Source organism: Mesorhizobium silamurunense (genome assembly GCF_014843825.1).
GTDB classification, from domain to species: Bacteria; Pseudomonadota; Alphaproteobacteria; order Rhizobiales; family Rhizobiaceae; genus Mesorhizobium; species Mesorhizobium silamurunense.
In genome coordinates, this window is the sequence record NZ_JHQR01000387.1 from 1 (window position 1) to 15,827 (window position 15,827).

Below are 15,827 nucleotides of genomic sequence, written 5' to 3' on the forward strand. Positions count from 1 at the left end.
CCAGCCGGCGCTGCCGCGTTCGGAGCCGGCGCTGCTGCGTCCGGAGCCGGCGCTGCCGTGTTCGGATTGCCCGCTGCGTCGGTACCGGGCGCGGCATCGGTGTCGTCAGGCGAAAGGTCGACGATCCGGCTCTGCGGCGGTTCCTTTGACGCCACGTCGATCGGTTCCTCGACATTGGTCACCAGTTTCTGCTGCACCGGTTCGGTGGGCTTGGCCGACCCGCCCTTGGCCACAGCGTCATAGACCTTGTTGTCCTGGTTCGGCACCACCGCGCCGCCCGGGTTTTCCGGCTTGACCTTGATCGGCGAATTGTCGGCCTTCACGATCACGGGCGCTTCGCTGCCGCCCTTGCCGCCGAATGAGAAGGCGAGAGCGCCGAGACCGCCGGCAATCACCGCGGCGCCGACCAGCGCTGCAACCATCAGATTGCGGCTGCGCGGCTTCGCGGCTTCGCGCTCGGCAAGGCCCGGCACGGTCATTGCCTCGTCGAGTTCGGGATCGTAGTCGAGTTCATCTGCGGCGAAATCGTCAACCTGCGAAACCGGGCGGCTGCCAGGCAAATCGTCGGCATCGAACGCGCTCGCGGCCGCAGCATAGGACGGGGTCGCCGGCGCGGCGGGCGTCTCGGCGCGCAACTCGCGACGATCGTAGCCGGTCTTGAATCCGGCATTGTAGGAATCGTCGTCATAGCCCCGGCTCTGCACCGGAGCGGCCGCGATCTCGGTCGCGTTCATCTCGCTAAGCAGACCTGCAAACTCGGCATCGAGATCGTCATAGGCGGGTGCCGCCGGCTGATCCTCCTCGAAGCTGAGCTCCGGGATATCGAGATCGTCGGCCAGCGCCACGACGCGCTCAGGCACGTCGACCGTCTCGACATCGGGCATTTCCTCCTGATGGCGGGGCGGCGGCGCCGAGGCTGGCTTGGCGTAAGCGGAATAGTCCTTCGCCGGCTCGTCACTATAGGCAGGCGCCGCCATCTGCGGCGACGAAGCCGGTTTGGCGTAGGCGGAATAGTCCTTCGCCGGCTCCTCACGATAGGCGGGAGCCGCCATTTGCGGCGCCGAGGCAGTCATCGGCTGCGGCGCGGACGACGCCTGCGCGGGCGCGGCGACCGGGGTCACGCGGCTCCACGACCGGGACGGCTCGGCCGCCGCCACCGGCAGGTCCTGCTCGATGCCCTTGGCGAAGGCGGCATCGAAAGCCTCGTCATCGAAATCGATGCTCGGTTCGGCATCCTGTTCGGCCGCGACGTCTTCGAAGCCCTGCCGGTCGAGTTCGCCGGCGAGCAGCGTATCGAGATAGGCATCGGCGGACTGGGCGGTCTCATCGAGATCCCAATCGAGATCATCGGCAACGGCGGCCTGATGGCCGGTGTGGCTGGCCGGCTGCTGTACCGGAGCGGATTCTTTGGCGACTGCAACTGGGGCGACTGAAACTGGGGCGACTGAAACCGGGACGACTGAAACCGGAGCGACCGGAATGGGAGCAACCGGGGCCGGCGCAACCGGAATGGGTCGCGCGGTCATGGCGCCGAGCAGCGCGTTGAGTTCGTCTTCCAGGCTCCGCTCGCCAATGGTCGCGGCCGGCTTGGCCGGCTCGACCGCCGCAACCGGCGGAACCGGGGCCGTCACGGCCGGAGCAGGCTCCGCGAAGGACGGCTCGGCCGTGGCGACGGGCTCGACAGCGGGAACCTCCGGCTCCTCGGCCAGGGCCTCGGCGAAGTTGAGTTCGAGATCGTCTTCGAAGACCCGATCGGTCGCGGCCTGATGGTCGGCGACGGGTTCAGGCTCGACGGCGGGGGCTTCCGGCTCCCCCTGTCACGGAAGCTGAGCTCGAAATCGTCTTCGAGGACCGGATCCGCCGCTGCTTCGTGATCGGCCATGGGCTCCGGATCGGCGGCAGGTTCGTGATCGGCGGCGAAATGCGCCGCCTCGACCGGCGCCTCGACCGCCTGCGGCTGCTCGTCATCGACCGACAGTTCCTGTTCCAGGGTCAGGTCCTGCGGCTGATCGATATCCATATCGACGTCGGCCACCACCTGATCAAGCTGGGCCCGATCGAATTCGGCCTGGTCGAACTGGCTGTCGAAATCTTCGTCGGCGATCGGTTGGTCAGCAACGGCGTGTGCCTCGGTCGGCTGAACGTCAGTGGCTTCGGGCTGCTCGATCTCACGCTCGTCGAACGCCAGCTCGTCCTCGAGCGACATCTGGACCGCGTTGTCGAAATCGGCGTCGAGCGCCGTCTCGGCCGCAGGCTCAACGACAGCAGGCTCGACAACCCCAGGTGCGGCGGCCGCGGTGGCGCCTCGGTTCGTGTCAGGCACATCGTGGTCGATCCGAAAGCCCTCATCCAGCGAGACCGCCATTTCCTGGTCGATGGAAAGGTCGTCCTGCAGGGGCGAGACTTCCAAGGAACTCGCGACCGCCTTGTCGAAATCATCGTCGAAGGTCGTGTCGGCGGCCGGCTCCGGCGCACGGGGCGTCGCAAAGTGGGCATGATCCGCCGCGTCGTCAAACACAAAATCCCGCTCGAAGGACGCAAGCTCGTCGTCGGTGAGAGCAATATTGGCGGCTTCGTTGGCCGGCTCGTACTGCGCCGCCGGCGCGCTTTCCTCGGCAGCGTCGAATTCGCCCATCAGCTCCTTTTCGAGGTCGATGTCGAAATCGGCATCGTCCGCGGGCTGGTTTGCCGGCGCAGCCTTTGCGACCGCTGACGTCTGCGGCCTGACCGGCTGACGCGGGTCGAAACCCATGATCCGGGTCAGTTCCGCGAACGGATCGTCGTCGGCGACGTGGTTGTTTGCGGCTACTTTCAGCTGGGTTCTGTCTGCCATTATTGTTCCCGAACTCGCACACAGTCGGACGCCATGGACGTCGCGCAGGGTTGGCCCTTACCAGCGCAATGTGGGCAAAAGGTGACAGGTTTTTTAGTCAAACCTAACGCATTTCGGTAGGCGCATCAGCTCCTATCAGCGTCAGGCCGGAGGTCAAAACATCCGAAACAGCCTGCACCAGCCCTAGTCTGGCATACGTCAATTGTGGGTCGTTAACCTTAACAAAACGTAAGTCCGGGTTGTCGGTGCCCCGATTCCAGTGTGCGTGGAAGCTGGACGCCAGATCGTAGAGATAGAATGCCAGCCGGTGCGGCTCCAGCGCAAGTGCCGCGGATTCGATCAGCCGTGGATATTCAGCCAGCTTACGGATCAGGCCGATCTCGCCCTCGTCCGTCAGCGACGCGACCGAGGCCACGAGCCGGTTGCGGTCGAAATTCGCTTCGCCCAATTGTTCGCTCGCCTGCCGGAACACCGAGTGGCACCGCGCCGAGGCGTATTGCACATAGAACACCGGATTGTCCTTGGACTGCTCGGTGACCTTGGCGAAGTCGAAATCGAGCGGCGCGTCGTTCTTGCGGTAGAGCATCATGAAGCGGATCGGGTCCCGGCCGACCTCCTCCACCACGTCGCGCAGCGTGACGAAATCCCCCGACCGCTTCGACATCCTGACCGGCTCGCCGTCGCGGAACAGCTTCACCAACTGGCAGAGCAGAACCGTCAGCTTGACCGTGTCGCCGGCGACCGCGCGCGCCAGCGCCTCAAGCCGCTTGACGTAGCCGCCATGGTCGGCACCAAGCACATAGATGAGATCGACGAAGCCGCGCTCGACCTTGTCCTTGAGGTAGGCGACGTCGGCAGCGAAATAGGTGAACGAGCCGTCCGACTTCACCAGCGCCCGGTCCATGTCGTCTCCGACCGCGGTCGAACGGAACAGCGTCTGCTCGCGATCTTCCCAGTCGTCCGGCTTCTCGCCCTTCGGTGGCGGCAGCTTGCCCTTGTAGATATGACCCTTGAGCGTCAGGTCGGCAATCGCCGCCCGGATCTTCTTGGCATTGTCGGCATGCAGCGTGCGTTCGGAGAAGAAAACGTCGTGATGCACGTTGAGCAGCGCCAGATCTTCGCGGATCATCGCCATCATCGCGTCGACCGTGCGATCCTTCACGATCGCCAGCGCTTCCTCTTCCGGTATCTCCAGCAGGCCAAGGCCGAACTCCTCGGCCAGCGCCTGGCCGACCGGGACCAGATAGTCGCCCGGATAGAGACCGGCCGGAATCTCGCCGATGTTTTCGCCAAGCGCTTCGCGGTAGCGCAGCATCGCCGAGCGGCCGAGCACGTCGATCTGCGAGCCGGCATTGTTGATGACATATTCCTTGGTGACGTCGTAGCCGGCGAAGGCCATCAGGTTGGCCAGCGTGTCGCCGACGACGGCGCCCCGGCAATGGCCGACATGCATCGGGCCGGTCGGATTAGCCGAGACATATTCGACATTGGCCTTGCGACCGCCGCCGATCTTGGAGCGGCCATAGTTGCGGCCCTCGCCGAGCAGCACCGCGAGATGCGCCTGCCAGAAGCCGTCCTTCAGCCTGAGATTGACGAAGCCCGGCCCGGCAATATCGGCGGACGCGATATCGGCATCGGCGCGCAGCGCTTCGGCCAGTCTCTCGGCAAGCGCGCGAGGATTCTGGTTGGCGGGCTTCGCCAGCACCATCGCCGCATTGGTGGCAAGGTCGCCGTGGCTCGCGTCGCGCGGCGGCTCGACCGCGATGCGCGACAGGTCCAGCGCTCCGCCGTCCTTGTCTTTCAGATCAAGGGCTTCGACAGCTTTTACGATCCGCGCGTTGAAATCGGCGAAGATATTCATTGGGTGTGCTCTGGGCTTTAAACAGGCTACCGGCAGCTTGGCCGGCAAATCGTGGCTCGCCCTAGCTCAAATCGGGCGTATGGTCAAACAGACGCCTGTGCTCCTTGAGCGCATAGGTGTCGGTCATGCCGGCCAGGAAATCGGCGACGCTGCGTGCCTTGATGCGATCCTGCGCCCTGTCCAGCCCTTCGCGCCATCCATCCGGCATGGCGCGCGGGTCGGCGAAATAGATATCGAACAGGTCGCGGACGATCTGTTCGGCCTCTGCCCGCACGCGCATCACCTCGGCATGCCGGTAAAGATGCTTGTAGAGAAAAGCCTTCAGTTCCTTTTCGGCTGCGGCCATGCTTGCGGAGAAGGTCACCATCGTCTCGCCCGCCGCCCTCACCGCATCGGCGCTGTCCGGCTTGAGGCGCTCAATATTGGCGGTGGCGGAAGCAATGACGTCCTCCACCATCAACGTGATCTGCCGGCGCATCAGCTCGTGGCCGGTGCGTACGTCGTCGAGCTGTGGATAGCGGGCGCGCACGCTCTTCAGGATCGAACCCGGCAGGCCGACGTCCTCGAGCATATCCAGCGTCAGGAAGCCGGCGCGCAGGCCGTCGTCTATGTCATGCGTGTTGTAGGCGATGTCATCGGCGATCGCAGCACACTGCGCCTCGATGCCGGCGAAGCGGTCGAGCTCGAGGTCGTGCAGTTCGGAATAGTCGCGGATCGCCTGCGGCACGGGACCCTTCAGCCCCTTTCCGCTGCCATCGATCAGAGGCCCATTGTGCTTGACCAGCCCTTCCAGCGTCTCCCAGGTGAGGTTCAACCCGTCGAAATCGGCATAGCGCCGCTCGAGGCGTGTGACGACACGCAACGACTGTGCGTTGTGGTCGAATCCGCCCCAGCCGGCCATCTTCTCGTTCAGCGCCTCCTCGCCGGTATGGCCGAAAGGCGTGTGGCCGAAATCGTGGACCAGGGCGACCGCTTCGGCGAGATCCTCGTCGCCGCGCAGCGCCCGCGCCAGGGCGCGCGCAATCTGCGCCACCTCGATCGAATGCGTCAGCCTGGTGCGGTAATGATCGCCCTCATGCGCGACGAACACCTGCGTCTTGTGCTTCAACCGGCGAAATGCGGTGGAATGGATGATGCGGTCGCGGTCGCGCTGGAACGGCGTGCGGGTCGGGCTTTCAGGCTCATCGAACAGCCGGCCGCGCGACTGCGCCGGATCGCTCGCATAGACGGCGCGCGGCCGGTAGCCGAATCCGATATCGCCGAGAGCATCCTTGCTCATTCGCCCACCAGTTGACTTGCCCCCGCCCGCTTCATACCTATCATGGGAAACCGAAAGCAAGGTGACGCCGATGGGCGCGGATGCCAAGACTGCCATGAAGGTCGAAATGACCGACGCCGCCGCGAAGCGGATCGTCAAGATCGTCGCCGGCGAGCCCGGCAAGACGGCGCTGCGCGTTTCCGTCGAAGGCGGCGGCTGCTCCGGCTTTTCCTACAAGCTCGATCTCGTCGATAGTCGCAACGACGACGACGTCGCCATCGAGAAGGATGGCGCGACGATCCTGATCGACGACCTCTCGCTGGTCTATATGGGCGGCTCGGTGATCGACTTCGTCGACGACCTGATGGGCCAGTCCTTCCAGATCAGGAACCCGAACGCCGTCGCCTCTTGCGGCTGCGGCACCAGCTTTTCCATCTGACCGATCCGATGCCAGCGATCGGCGCGGTCCGCCAGGTCGCGCTGTCGGCCGGGCGCGATCTCGATACGACGCTGGCCTTCTGGCGCGATGTGCTCGGCATGAGCGTGCATGCGCGCTACGATCCGCCGGGCATGGCCTTCATCATGGCTGGCCAGGTGCGGCTCCTCTTCACCGACGGCGTTCCGCCCGGCACCGTCTATCTCGACATTGCCGGTCTCGAGACCTTCCACGCCGAGGCGAAGGCCGCCGGCGTTCCGTTCACCGCGCCGCCGACGCTTGTCCATCGCGACACCGAGGGCCGCTTCGGTCCGGCGGGGGAAAGCGAATGGATGGCCTTTCTAAAGGACCCGGCAGGCAATACGATCGGCCTCGTCGAGCGCCTTGCGCCGGAAGAACATTGAGGTCCGCATGAAGATCGTCACCTGGAACATCAACGGCGTTCGCGCCCGCATCGGCAACCTCACCCACTGGCTGACCGAGAGCGCGCCGGACATCGTCTGCCTGCAGGAGATCAAGACGCTCGACGATCAGTTCCCGCGCGCCGAGATCGAGGCGCAGGGCTACAATGTCGAGACCAACGGTCAGAAAAGCTTCAACGGCGTCGCGCTCCTGTCGAAGCTGCCCTTCGACGAAGTCAATCGCGGTTTGCCCGGCGACGATGCCGACGACCACGCGCGCTTCATCGAAGGCGTCTTCTCGACCGACAAGGGCGCGCTGCGCGTCGCCTCGCTCTATCTGCCGAACGGCAATCCGATCGACGACGAGAGGAAGTTTTCCTACAAGCTGTCATGGATGGCGAGGCTCGAGCGCTGGGCGCAAGAACGGCTGAGGCTCGAGGAAGCATTGGTGCTGGCCGGCGACTACAACGTCATCCCCGAGCCCGCCGACGCCAGGTCCCCCGACAACTGGCTCGGCGACGCGCTGTTCCAGCCGCAGACGAGACAGGCCTTCCGCCGCCTGAAGAATCTCGGCTTCACCGAGGCCGTTCGGGCCGTCACCGATTCGCCCGATGTCTATACTTTCTGGGACTATCAGGCCGGCGCCTGGCAGAAGAACAACGGCATCCGCATCGACCATCTATTGCTGTCGCCCGAAGCCGCCAACCGCTTTTCCTCGGCCTCGGTCGAGAAGCATGTGCGCGCCTGGGAAAAACCCTCCGACCACGTGCCGGTAGCGATCGATCTCGACCTGCAGCCGGCCTGAAAGCGCTGCCTACGCACTCTCGCCGAACCCTGATATCGCCACAAATCGCGCGTTGGATGCGAATTGTTGCGGGGGTTCGATGGTGATCCGATCTGTTCTTTGCCCGATTGGTCTTGCGCTGGCGTTCGCGGTGCCGGCGCCGGCGCTCGCGGCCCCGGAGTGCCTTGCCAACGGCAAATCATTCAAGGTCGGCGAGACGGCCTGTCTGACCGTCGCCGGCGAAAGCCACCTCGCCCGCTGCGACATGGTTCTCAACAACACGTCCTGGACGAAGATCAAGGACGTGTGCCCCGGGGACGCCCCAAAGCTTCACCCCACATCGCTCTCGACGCCGCCGCCAAGTACGATGCCGACAGAGCCGGCCGATAATTGAGGCCGAAGCCGCTGATCTCCCCTCTTGAGGGGGAGATTGGCAGCCGCCGCCTACTGGTCGCCGTTGTTGCCTTTGGTCAGGATGTCGTCGGCCAGCGAAATCGCCGTGCGGCGGTCGGCTTCGCCGGCGGCGGCGAAGGCTTCTTCCTGCATGCTGCGGATCCAGGTCTGGTCGGCCGGCGGAGCACGCTCAAGCGCGGCCGTCATCATCGCCAGGCCGCGCACGACCTTGCCGCTCTGGAACAAGAGATTGCCGAGCGTCGCCTGCGCGCCGGCATGGCCTTTTTCGGCCGCGAGCTGCAGCCAGCGCCCGGCCTGCTTGACGCTGGCCTTCACGCCGCCCTCGCCCTTCAAAAACATCTGGCCGATCTCGAACTGGGCGTTCGGGTTGCGGTAGTTGGCGGCAGCGCGCATGTAGTATTCCTGCGCCGCGACCTCGTTTTCCTCGACCGGGCTGCCCGGGATGCCTTTGCGCAGATAGTCGCCGAGCGCGACAAGCGCATCCGAGACATAGCTTTCCTCCGGCGAACCGGGCTCGACATCCTGGTCGACGATCTCCGAGAAGAACTTGAAAGCCGCATAGTCGTCGCGCGCCACGCCGTCGCCTTCGGCATACATGCGCGCAAGCTTCCAGGTGGCGCCGATCTGGCCGTTCTCCGCGGCATATTTATAGGCCTCGACCGCCTGGTCCTTGTGGCCGTTCTTGTAGGCGGAGAAGCCGAACTGGAACACCGCCCACGGGCTCGACTGCGGCTTCACGCCGGTCTTGTCGTCGAACACCTTGTCGTCGAAGGCCATGGCCTGCCCGACGGCACCCAAGGTCGCAACCGCGACCAGTGCCGAAAAGACAGACGACCTCAACACCTCAAATGTCCGCATAGCAGTGTGTTTCTTTCGCACCGCCCGGATGGGTGACCGCGCCGTCGCGGGCCGACCCTACGGTCTGCGCATATTTCCAGATCGCGCCGGACTGATAGTCGGTCTTGCGCGCCTTCCAACTCTTTGCCCGTGCCGCCAGCTCGGCATCCGACAGCGCCACCTCGATCGTGCCTTTCACGGCGTCGATCGAGATCACGTCGCCATTCTTGATGAGCCCGATCGGACCGCCGACCGCCGCCTCCGGCCCGACATGGCCGATGCAGAAGCCACGTGTAGCACCGGAAAAACGCCCGTCCGTGATCAGCGCCACCTTGCCGCCCATGCCCTGGCCGTAGAGCGCTGCCGTCGTCGACAGCATCTCGCGCATGCCCGGACCGCCGCGCGGCCCCTCGTAGCGGATGACGAGAACCTCGCCTTCCCGGTAATTGCGCTGCGTGACCGCTTCGAAGCACTCCTCTTCCGAATCGAAGCAGCGCGCCGGACCTGAGAATTTCAGCTCCGACATGCCGGCGACCTTCACGATCGCGCCTTCGGGGGCAAGGTTGCCCTTCAAGCCCACAACGCCGCCCGTCTTGGTGATTGGCCGATTGGCGGGACGCACAACATCCTGGCTGTCATTCCAGGAAACGTGCTCCATGTTTTCGGCCAAAGTGCGGCCAGTGACCGTCATGCAATCACCGTGCAGGTAGCCATGGTCGAGCAGCGTCTTCATCAAGAGCGGAATGCCGCCGGCCTCGAACATGTCCTTGGCGACATATTTGCCGCCGGGCTTGAGGTCGGCGATATAAGGCGTCTTCTCGAAGATCGCCGCCACGTCGAAGAGGTCGAACTTGATGCCGGCCTCATGCGCGATCGCCGGCAGGTGCAGCGCCGCGTTGGTCGAACCGCCGGTGGCCGACACGACGGTCGCGGCATTCTCCAGCGCCTTGCGGGTGACGATGTCGCGCGGCCGGATGTTTTTGGCGATCAGCTCCATGACTTTTTCGCCGGAGGCGAAATTGAAGCGATCGCGCATCTCGTAGGGCGCCGGCGCGCCGCAGGAATAGGGCAAGGCCAGGCCGATCGCCTCGGCGACGGTAGCCATGGTGTTGGCGGTGAACTGGGCGCCGCAGGAACCCGCCGAAGGACAAGCCACCTGCTCGATCTCGAGCAGTTCGGCATCCCCGATCGTGCCGACCGAATGCTGGCCGACTGCCTCGAACACGTCCTGCACGGTGATCTGCCGACCGCGATAGCTGCCGGGCAGGATCGAGCCGCCATAGATGAAGATCGACGGCACGTTGAGGCGGACCATCGCCATCATCATGCCGGGCAGCGACTTGTCGCAGCCGGCCAAGCCCACCAGTGCGTCATAGCAATGGCCGCGCATGGTGAGCTCGACCGAATCGGCGATCACCTCGCGCGACACAAGCGACGACTTCATGCCCTGGTGGCCCATGGCGATGCCGTCGGTGACGGTGATGGTGCAGAATTCGCGCGGTGTGCCATTGGCGGCCGCCACGCCCTTCTTGACCGCTTGCGCCTGACGCATCAGCGAGATGTTGCACGGTGCCGCCTCGTTCCAGCAGCTGGCGACGCCGACCAGCGGCTGCGCGATCTCGGCTGCCGACAATCCCATGGCATAGAGATACGAGCGATGCGGCGCGCGCGCCGGACCAACGGTCACGTGGCGGCTAGGCAGTTTGGCCTTGGAGATCACCCTGGCGTCCATACTCGTCCTTGCCGCACACCCCGCGGCCGGTTCCCATCGCCGAGCCTTTGGCCGGAGACCATTTCGAGGTGCGCCGGGTTTATGGCGGGAAATGGGCAGTTCCCTCGGCCTGACTTTTAGCGCGGGGGTTGTTCATAAACTGTTGCCAAAACGTCACAATCGCGAGGGGACGGCAGTTGTGCAGCGAATCTGCAACATCAAGCCGCGCAGCTAGGTTAGGCGGCTATAGCATAAACGAAAAAAGGCCGGGCGGTACCCGGCCTCTTCCTGAATTTTCAAAGACTTAGAACTTGATCTTGAGACCGCCGGAGATTGCGGTGACCAGATCGTTGCCGAAATCGTAGCTGACTTCTGTGCCGGCCTGGTAGCCGTTCTCGCCATTCACTATTCCCGAATGACCGCTGGTCAAGACGCCAATTGCACCAGCTAGGCGAAGCTCGATATTCGGCTTCGGCGTATAGGCAACGCCGCCACCCAGCGTCCAGGTATCGGTCTGCGAGCCATAGCCATGGGAGGTGCCACGGTCCCAGCTCAGCTGGCCGGCGGCGCTCCACTGATCGTTGAATTTGTGGCCGATGCCGCCCGAAACAGTCCAGCCGTCACGATACATCAGATCCAGTGAGGTAATCTGCTGCGAACCGGATGCAGCATTGCCGGTAAAGCAGAGCGACGAAGGAACACCCACAGGGCAGATCGGAACACTCTGCAGAACGCTCCAGTTCACCCACTTGATCGAGCCGAAGGCGAGCCATCCGGGCGCGATACCCGACTGCAGTTTCAACTCCACCACATCCGGCATGTACTGCGTCGAACCGTAGATCGGGATGACGACGCTGCCGACATTCGTCAAATCCAGCGAGCCCGAGATGTTGTCGAGCTTGACCTTCGAATTGTAGACGAGGCTGGCACGCAATGCGATGTCGGGGATTTCGTAGGCGATGCCGGCGCGCCAGCCCCAGCCGCTGCTCGTCAGATCGACACGACCGGTACCCCCGAAGTCGGGCACCAGCGGCGACACCAAATCCTCCTTGAAGCCGTAGACCTTCTGGTAGAAGACACCGCCGATGAAGCGAAGCTGGCCTTTGCCCGCGTCCATCTTGTAAGAGCAGGTCGCCCCGTAGCTGTCGCTTTTGATATCCGTTTCCATATTGGACTGGGCGCCGGCCCAGAGACCGGGTGTCGTATGCGCCCCCCAAGGCTGCGAATAGTCGACCATGCAGTCGACGCCCTGGACGATCTGGGCCTTCGCACCGATGCGCGGCACCCAATAGTCCGCGCTTTCATTCGTCGAGCTACCGAGAGCGGTGATGTCGCCATCGAGCGGATTGGTGTCCACTCCATTCTTGAGCTTGCGGTTCGGCATCACATAGGTTGCTTCCGCTTCCGTGGCGAAGGGCGCCGGATCGAACAGCAGATCGATGTCATAGCCACCGCGCTCGATGCCGCCGGCATGCGCCGGGTGCATCGCCGAGCCGACCAGAGCGAGCGAAAAGCACCCTGCCCCCAGCAGTGCTTTTAGACGCAAAATGTTCATGGAAATCCCTCCCCGAAATACGCGGGATCAAGCTAGAACCAATTCGGGTTAACGGCGCAACTACGAATTCAAGAGTTGTACGCGTACATCTTGACAGTACGCATTTTCGCCATGGTGCCCGGCCGCGAAATCCAGCCTAATCGCGGCTTAACAGGCATCGAATGACAGGAAAAAGCTGCAAAAACCTTTCAATACAGCCCAAAAACAGGCCATTTTGGTGAAAATAGGCCGCATTGTTACATTATGGCAACAATGGGGCGCAAAGTTTCCGTTTACGTCAAAATTAACGCAACGGCACGCCTGTATTCGAGGCGGATGACGTTCCGGAAAATGGCTCTCCAGCGGAGGCGAATCTTGCCCCTCAGGCGGCGTCGCGAACCCTGGTCAGAGCGACCGAAAGCTTCTCTTGCGCCTCGCGATATTCAGCAAGCTTTTCGCGTTCGGCCTCGACCACCTCTTCGGGCGCATTGGCGACGAATTTCTCGTTCGAGAGCTTCTTGTACAGGCGGGCGATCTCCTCGGTCACCTTGGCCAGTTCCTTCTGCAGCCGCGCGGCTTCGGCCGCAAGGTCGATCAGGCTGCCGAGCGGCAGGCAGACGGTCGCTTCGTTGAGGACGATCTGTGCCGAGCCCTTGGGCGGCGTTTCCGCCAGCGATATGTTGCCGACGCGCGCCAGGCGCTTGATGGCCTGGTCGTGGCGTTCGAGCCGCTCGCGTGTCATGGCGTTGGCGCCGATCACCGCCAGGGGCGCGATTGCTGCCGGCGGCACGTTCATTTCCGAGCGCACCGAGCGGATGCCGGAAACGAGATCGACCAGCCAGTTGATGTCGGCTGCCGCGTCGTCGTCCTCGAAATCGGGCGACGGCCAGGCGGCGTGGCAAAGCAGCGACTCGCGTTCCTTGCCCTCGCCCGCCGTCTGCGCCCAAAGCTCCTCGGTCATGAACGGCATCATGGGATGGAGCAGCTTGTAGATCTCGTCGAGCACGAAGGCGACGCAGGCCCGGCTCTCCGCCTTGGCGGCCTCGTCCGTGCCCATGAACACCGGCTTCAGCAGTTCCAGATACCAGTCGCAGAAAAGGTTCCACACGAAGCGGTATGCGGAGCCCGCTGCCTCGTTGAAGCGATAGCTGGTGATGCCCTCTGTGATCGCGCGCGCCGCCCGCGTCAGTTCCGTCAGTATCCAGCGGTTGACCGCTAGCTTGGCGTCGTTCAGCCAGAAATCGTCGTTGCGCGCGACCTCGTTCATTTCGGCAAAGCGCGTCGCGTTCCAGAGCTTGGTGCCGAAATTGCGGTAGCCGACGATACGCGCCGGGTCGAGTTTCACGTCGCGCCCCTGCGCCGCCATCACGGTCAAGGTGAAGCGCAGCGCATCGGCGCCATACTCGTCGATCAGGTCTAGCGGATCGATGACGTTGCCTTTCGACTTCGACATCTTCTGCCCGTTCTTGTCGCGCACGAGCGCATGAACATAGACGGTATGGAACGGTTCCTCGTCCATGAAATGCAGGCCCATCATCATCATGCGGGCCACCCAGAAGAAGATGATGTCGAAGCCGGTCACCAGCACGTCGGTCTGGTAGTAGGTCTTCAGCTCCGGCGTCTGGTCGGGCCAGCCGAGCGTTGAGAACGGCCACAGCGCCGAGGAGAACCAGGTGTCGAGAACGTCCTCGTCGCGGGTCAGGATCTCGCCCGGCTGGAAATTCTCCAGTCTGTCCTCGACCCAGGCCTTCCACGGACCTTCCAGCGCCAGATAGTACTCGATCGCCGCAGCAAGCGCCTCTTCCTCGGTTTTCTCGACGAAGACGCGCCCGTCCGGACCGTACCAGGCCGGAATCTGGTGACCCCACCACAGCTGCCGCGAGATGCACCAGGGCTGGATGTTCTCCATCCAGTCGAAATAGGTCTTTTCCCAGTTCTTCGGCACGAAGTTGGTACGCCCCTCGCGCACCGAGGCGATCGCCGGCTTGGCGAGCTCGGCCGCGTTGACATACCACTGGTCGGTCAGGAACGGTTCGATCGGCACGCCGCCGCGGTCGCCATGCGGCACCGTGTGGCGATGCGGCTCGACCTTTTCCAGGAAGCCGCCGGCTTCCATCAGCTCGACGACCTTCTTGCGTGCGACGAAGCGGTCCAGCCCGTCGAGCTCGTCCCAGACGGCCTGGCGCTCCGGTGTCGCCTCGAGGCCGGCGAGGAAGTCCTCGTTGTCCTTGAGCTTGACGGCGGCTTCGACGGTCAGGATGTTGATCGCCGGCAGCTTGTGGCGCTTGCCGACCTCGAAGTCGTTGAAGTCATGCGCCGGCGTGATCTTGACCGCGCCCGAGCCCTTTTCCGGGTCCGAATATTCGTCGGCGACAATAGGAATCCGCCGGCCGACGATCGGCAGGATGACGTTCTTGCCGACCAGGTCGCGAAACCGCTCGTCATCGGGGTGCACGGCCACCGCGGTGTCGCCGAGCATGGTTTCGGGGCGCGTCGTGGCGACGGTGATGAATGTCTTCGGATTCTCAGGGTCGAACACCGCGCCTTCGACCGGATAGCGGAAGTGCCAGAGATTGCCGTTGACCTCGTGCTGCTCGACCTCGAGATCGGAAATGGCCGTCAACAGCTTCGGATCCCAGTTCACAAGGCGCTTGTCCTTGTAGATCAGGCCTTCCTTGTAAAGCGTGACGAAGACCTCCAGCACCGCCCTGGACAGGCCCTCGTCCATGGTGAAGCGTTCGCGCGACCAATCGGCCGAGGCGCCGAGCCGCTTCAGCTGGTTGAAGATCGCGCCGCCGGATTCGGCCTTCCACTCCCAAACCTTTTCGATGAACTCCTCGCGCGTCAGGTCGCGGCGGTGGATCTGCCTTTCCATGAGCTGGCGCTCGACCACCATCTGTGTGGCGATGCCGGCATGGTCCATGCCGGGCTGCCACAGCACGTTCTTGCCGCGCATGCGCTCGAAGCGCACAAGTATGTCCTGCAGCGTGTTGTTGAGCGCGTGGCCCATATGCAGCGAGCCGGTGACGTTCGGCGGCGGGATGACGATGGTGAAAGCCTCCGCCCCTTCCTCCGCGCCGGCGCCGGCGCGGAAAGCGTCGGCCTCTTCCCAGATTTTGGCGATCTTCGGCTCGACGGTCTTGGCGTCGTAGGTTTTATCAAGCATGGAGGAAGTCCGAACTGTCGGGAACAAGCGTCCGGTGTAAATCGGAAGCTCTTGGCCGAGTCAACCGCGAGAGGATAGGCCTACCTCGCCCAGATAGGCTTGCCGCGATCGGCGGCAATCCCATCCCTCGTCGCAAAACGATCCCGCGGCCGTATTTCCCGGAAACAAAAGCGCCGCCCGGGGGCGGCGGCTTTACCTTGAACGGTTCGGCGAAATCATTGCGCGCCGCGCGCCACGCGCTCGATTTCCTCGCGCACCAGCCGTTCGACCAGTGTCGGCAGGTTGTTGTCGAGCCAGTCCTGCAGCATCGGCCGCAGCATCTCCTCGGCCATCTCGTCGAAGGTCTTCTTGCTGCGGCTGGCGAAAGCATCCGAAAGCTCGCCGAACGCCGCCGCGACCTGACGGCCCGCATGCTCGGACAGGATCGCCTGACGCACCGGCGGGATGTCGGCCGAGGATGGCCCCGAACCCGTGCCGGGCGCCGCGGCTTCGACAGGCGGCGCGGCAAGATCCTCCTCGTCGATCTCGACCTCGGGCGCAACCTCCGGCTGGCGGGTTGTCACCTTCGCCTTGACGGAGCTTCCGCCAACGG

Annotated in this window: 12 protein-coding genes and 1 pseudogene; 4 read left to right on the plus strand and 9 right to left on the minus strand. The window is 63.8% G+C overall.

Features of this window, described 5'->3' with window-relative positions; all coding sequences use genetic code 11:
- The 4 genes and pseudogenes from DH10_RS34295 to DH10_RS34310 all read right to left on the minus strand — a co-directional run.
- Positions 1 to 1,631: pseudogene (locus tag DH10_RS34295) on the minus strand (SPOR domain-containing protein); the annotation flags it as partial.
- Positions 1,628 to 2,833: a hypothetical protein gene (locus DH10_RS34300; protein WP_192385858.1), complete on the minus strand. Its 1,206-nt coding sequence runs from the start codon at positions 2,831 to 2,833 to the stop codon at positions 1,628 to 1,630. The pseudogene DH10_RS34295 and the gene DH10_RS34300, both read right to left, overlap by 4 nt.
- 103 nt (positions 2,834 to 2,936) lie before the next feature.
- On the minus strand, positions 2,937 to 4,694 hold the full coding sequence (gene argS / locus DH10_RS34305; RefSeq protein ID WP_192245980.1) for an arginine--tRNA ligase: 1,758 nt from the start codon (positions 4,692 to 4,694) through the stop codon (positions 2,937 to 2,939).
- A gap of 61 nt (positions 4,695 to 4,755) precedes the next feature.
- Positions 4,756 to 5,973, minus strand: coding sequence for a deoxyguanosinetriphosphate triphosphohydrolase (locus DH10_RS34310; RefSeq protein ID WP_192245982.1), 1,218 nt, complete (start codon positions 5,971 to 5,973; stop codon positions 4,756 to 4,758).
- A 70-nt stretch (positions 5,974 to 6,043) separates the two neighbouring features.
- On the opposite strand from DH10_RS34310, the gene erpA reads away from it, so the two are divergent.
- From erpA to DH10_RS34330, 4 genes are all read left to right on the plus strand, one after another.
- Complete coding sequence (gene erpA / locus DH10_RS34315) at positions 6,044 to 6,391, plus strand: iron-sulfur cluster insertion protein ErpA (RefSeq protein WP_192245984.1); 348 nt, start codon at positions 6,044 to 6,046, stop codon at positions 6,389 to 6,391.
- A gap of 8 nt (positions 6,392 to 6,399) precedes the next feature.
- Positions 6,400 to 6,792 carry a VOC family protein gene (locus DH10_RS34320; protein WP_192385859.1) on the plus strand — a complete coding sequence of 131 codons (393 nt, stop codon included), beginning with the start codon at positions 6,400 to 6,402 and terminating at the stop codon, positions 6,790 to 6,792.
- Between the two features lie 7 nt (positions 6,793 to 6,799).
- Positions 6,800 to 7,594: an exodeoxyribonuclease III gene (gene xth, locus DH10_RS34325; RefSeq protein WP_192245985.1), complete on the plus strand. Its 795-nt coding sequence runs from the start codon at positions 6,800 to 6,802 to the stop codon at positions 7,592 to 7,594.
- Between the two features lie 79 nt (positions 7,595 to 7,673).
- Entirely contained in the window at positions 7,674 to 7,967 is a 294-nt protein-coding gene (locus DH10_RS34330; RefSeq protein ID WP_192245987.1) for a hypothetical protein, read from the plus strand.
- A gap of 50 nt (positions 7,968 to 8,017) precedes the next feature.
- On the opposite strand, the gene DH10_RS34335 is transcribed toward DH10_RS34330, so the two are convergent.
- The 5 genes from DH10_RS34335 to DH10_RS37450 all read right to left on the minus strand — a co-directional run.
- Positions 8,018 to 8,845, minus strand: a complete 828-nt coding sequence (locus tag DH10_RS34335) for a tetratricopeptide repeat protein (protein WP_192245989.1) — start codon at positions 8,843 to 8,845, stop codon at positions 8,018 to 8,020.
- A complete protein-coding gene (gene ilvD / locus DH10_RS34340; protein WP_192245991.1) occupies positions 8,832 to 10,556 on the minus strand; it encodes a dihydroxy-acid dehydratase in 1,725 nt (574 codons plus the stop codon). Before ilvD ends, DH10_RS34335 begins: the two co-directional genes overlap by 14 nt.
- Before the next feature lie 283 nt (positions 10,557 to 10,839).
- Entirely contained in the window at positions 10,840 to 12,090 is a 1,251-nt protein-coding gene (locus tag DH10_RS34345) for an OmpP1/FadL family transporter (protein ID WP_192245993.1), read from the minus strand.
- Between the two features lie 361 nt (positions 12,091 to 12,451).
- On the minus strand, positions 12,452 to 15,235 hold the full coding sequence (locus DH10_RS34350) for a valine--tRNA ligase (protein ID WP_192246007.1): 2,784 nt from the start codon (positions 15,233 to 15,235) through the stop codon (positions 12,452 to 12,454).
- A gap of 215 nt (positions 15,236 to 15,450) precedes the next feature.
- Positions 15,451 to 15,827: PopZ family protein (locus DH10_RS37450; RefSeq protein ID WP_246811689.1), on the minus strand; the 377-nt coding region annotated here is incomplete at its 5' end.

Coding starts and splice junctions, on each gene's coding strand:
- DH10_RS34320 (WP_192385859.1), top strand. CDS start 6,400: ATGCCAGCGATCGGCGCGGTCCGCCAGGTCGCGCTGTCGGCCGGGCGC.
- argS (WP_192245980.1), bottom strand. CDS start 4,694: ATGAATATCTTCGCCGATTTCAACGCGCGGATCGTAAAAGCTGTCGAA.
- DH10_RS34300 (WP_192385858.1), bottom strand. CDS start 2,833: ATGGCAGACAGAACCCAGCTGAAAGTAGCCGCAAACAACCACGTCGCC.
- DH10_RS34310 (WP_192245982.1), bottom strand. CDS start 5,973: ATGAGCAAGGATGCTCTCGGCGATATCGGATTCGGCTACCGGCCGCGC.
- DH10_RS34330 (WP_192245987.1), top strand. CDS start 7,674: ATGGTGATCCGATCTGTTCTTTGCCCGATTGGTCTTGCGCTGGCGTTC.
- DH10_RS34345 (WP_192245993.1), bottom strand. CDS start 12,090: ATGAACATTTTGCGTCTAAAAGCACTGCTGGGGGCAGGGTGCTTTTCG.
- xth (WP_192245985.1), top strand. CDS start 6,800: ATGAAGATCGTCACCTGGAACATCAACGGCGTTCGCGCCCGCATCGGC.
- erpA (WP_192245984.1), top strand. CDS start 6,044: ATGGGCGCGGATGCCAAGACTGCCATGAAGGTCGAAATGACCGACGCC.
- DH10_RS34350 (WP_192246007.1), bottom strand. CDS start 15,235: ATGCTTGATAAAACCTACGACGCCAAGACCGTCGAGCCGAAGATCGCC.
- DH10_RS34335 (WP_192245989.1), bottom strand. CDS start 8,845: ATGCGGACATTTGAGGTGTTGAGGTCGTCTGTCTTTTCGGCACTGGTC.
- ilvD (WP_192245991.1), bottom strand. CDS start 10,556: ATGGACGCCAGGGTGATCTCCAAGGCCAAACTGCCTAGCCGCCACGTG.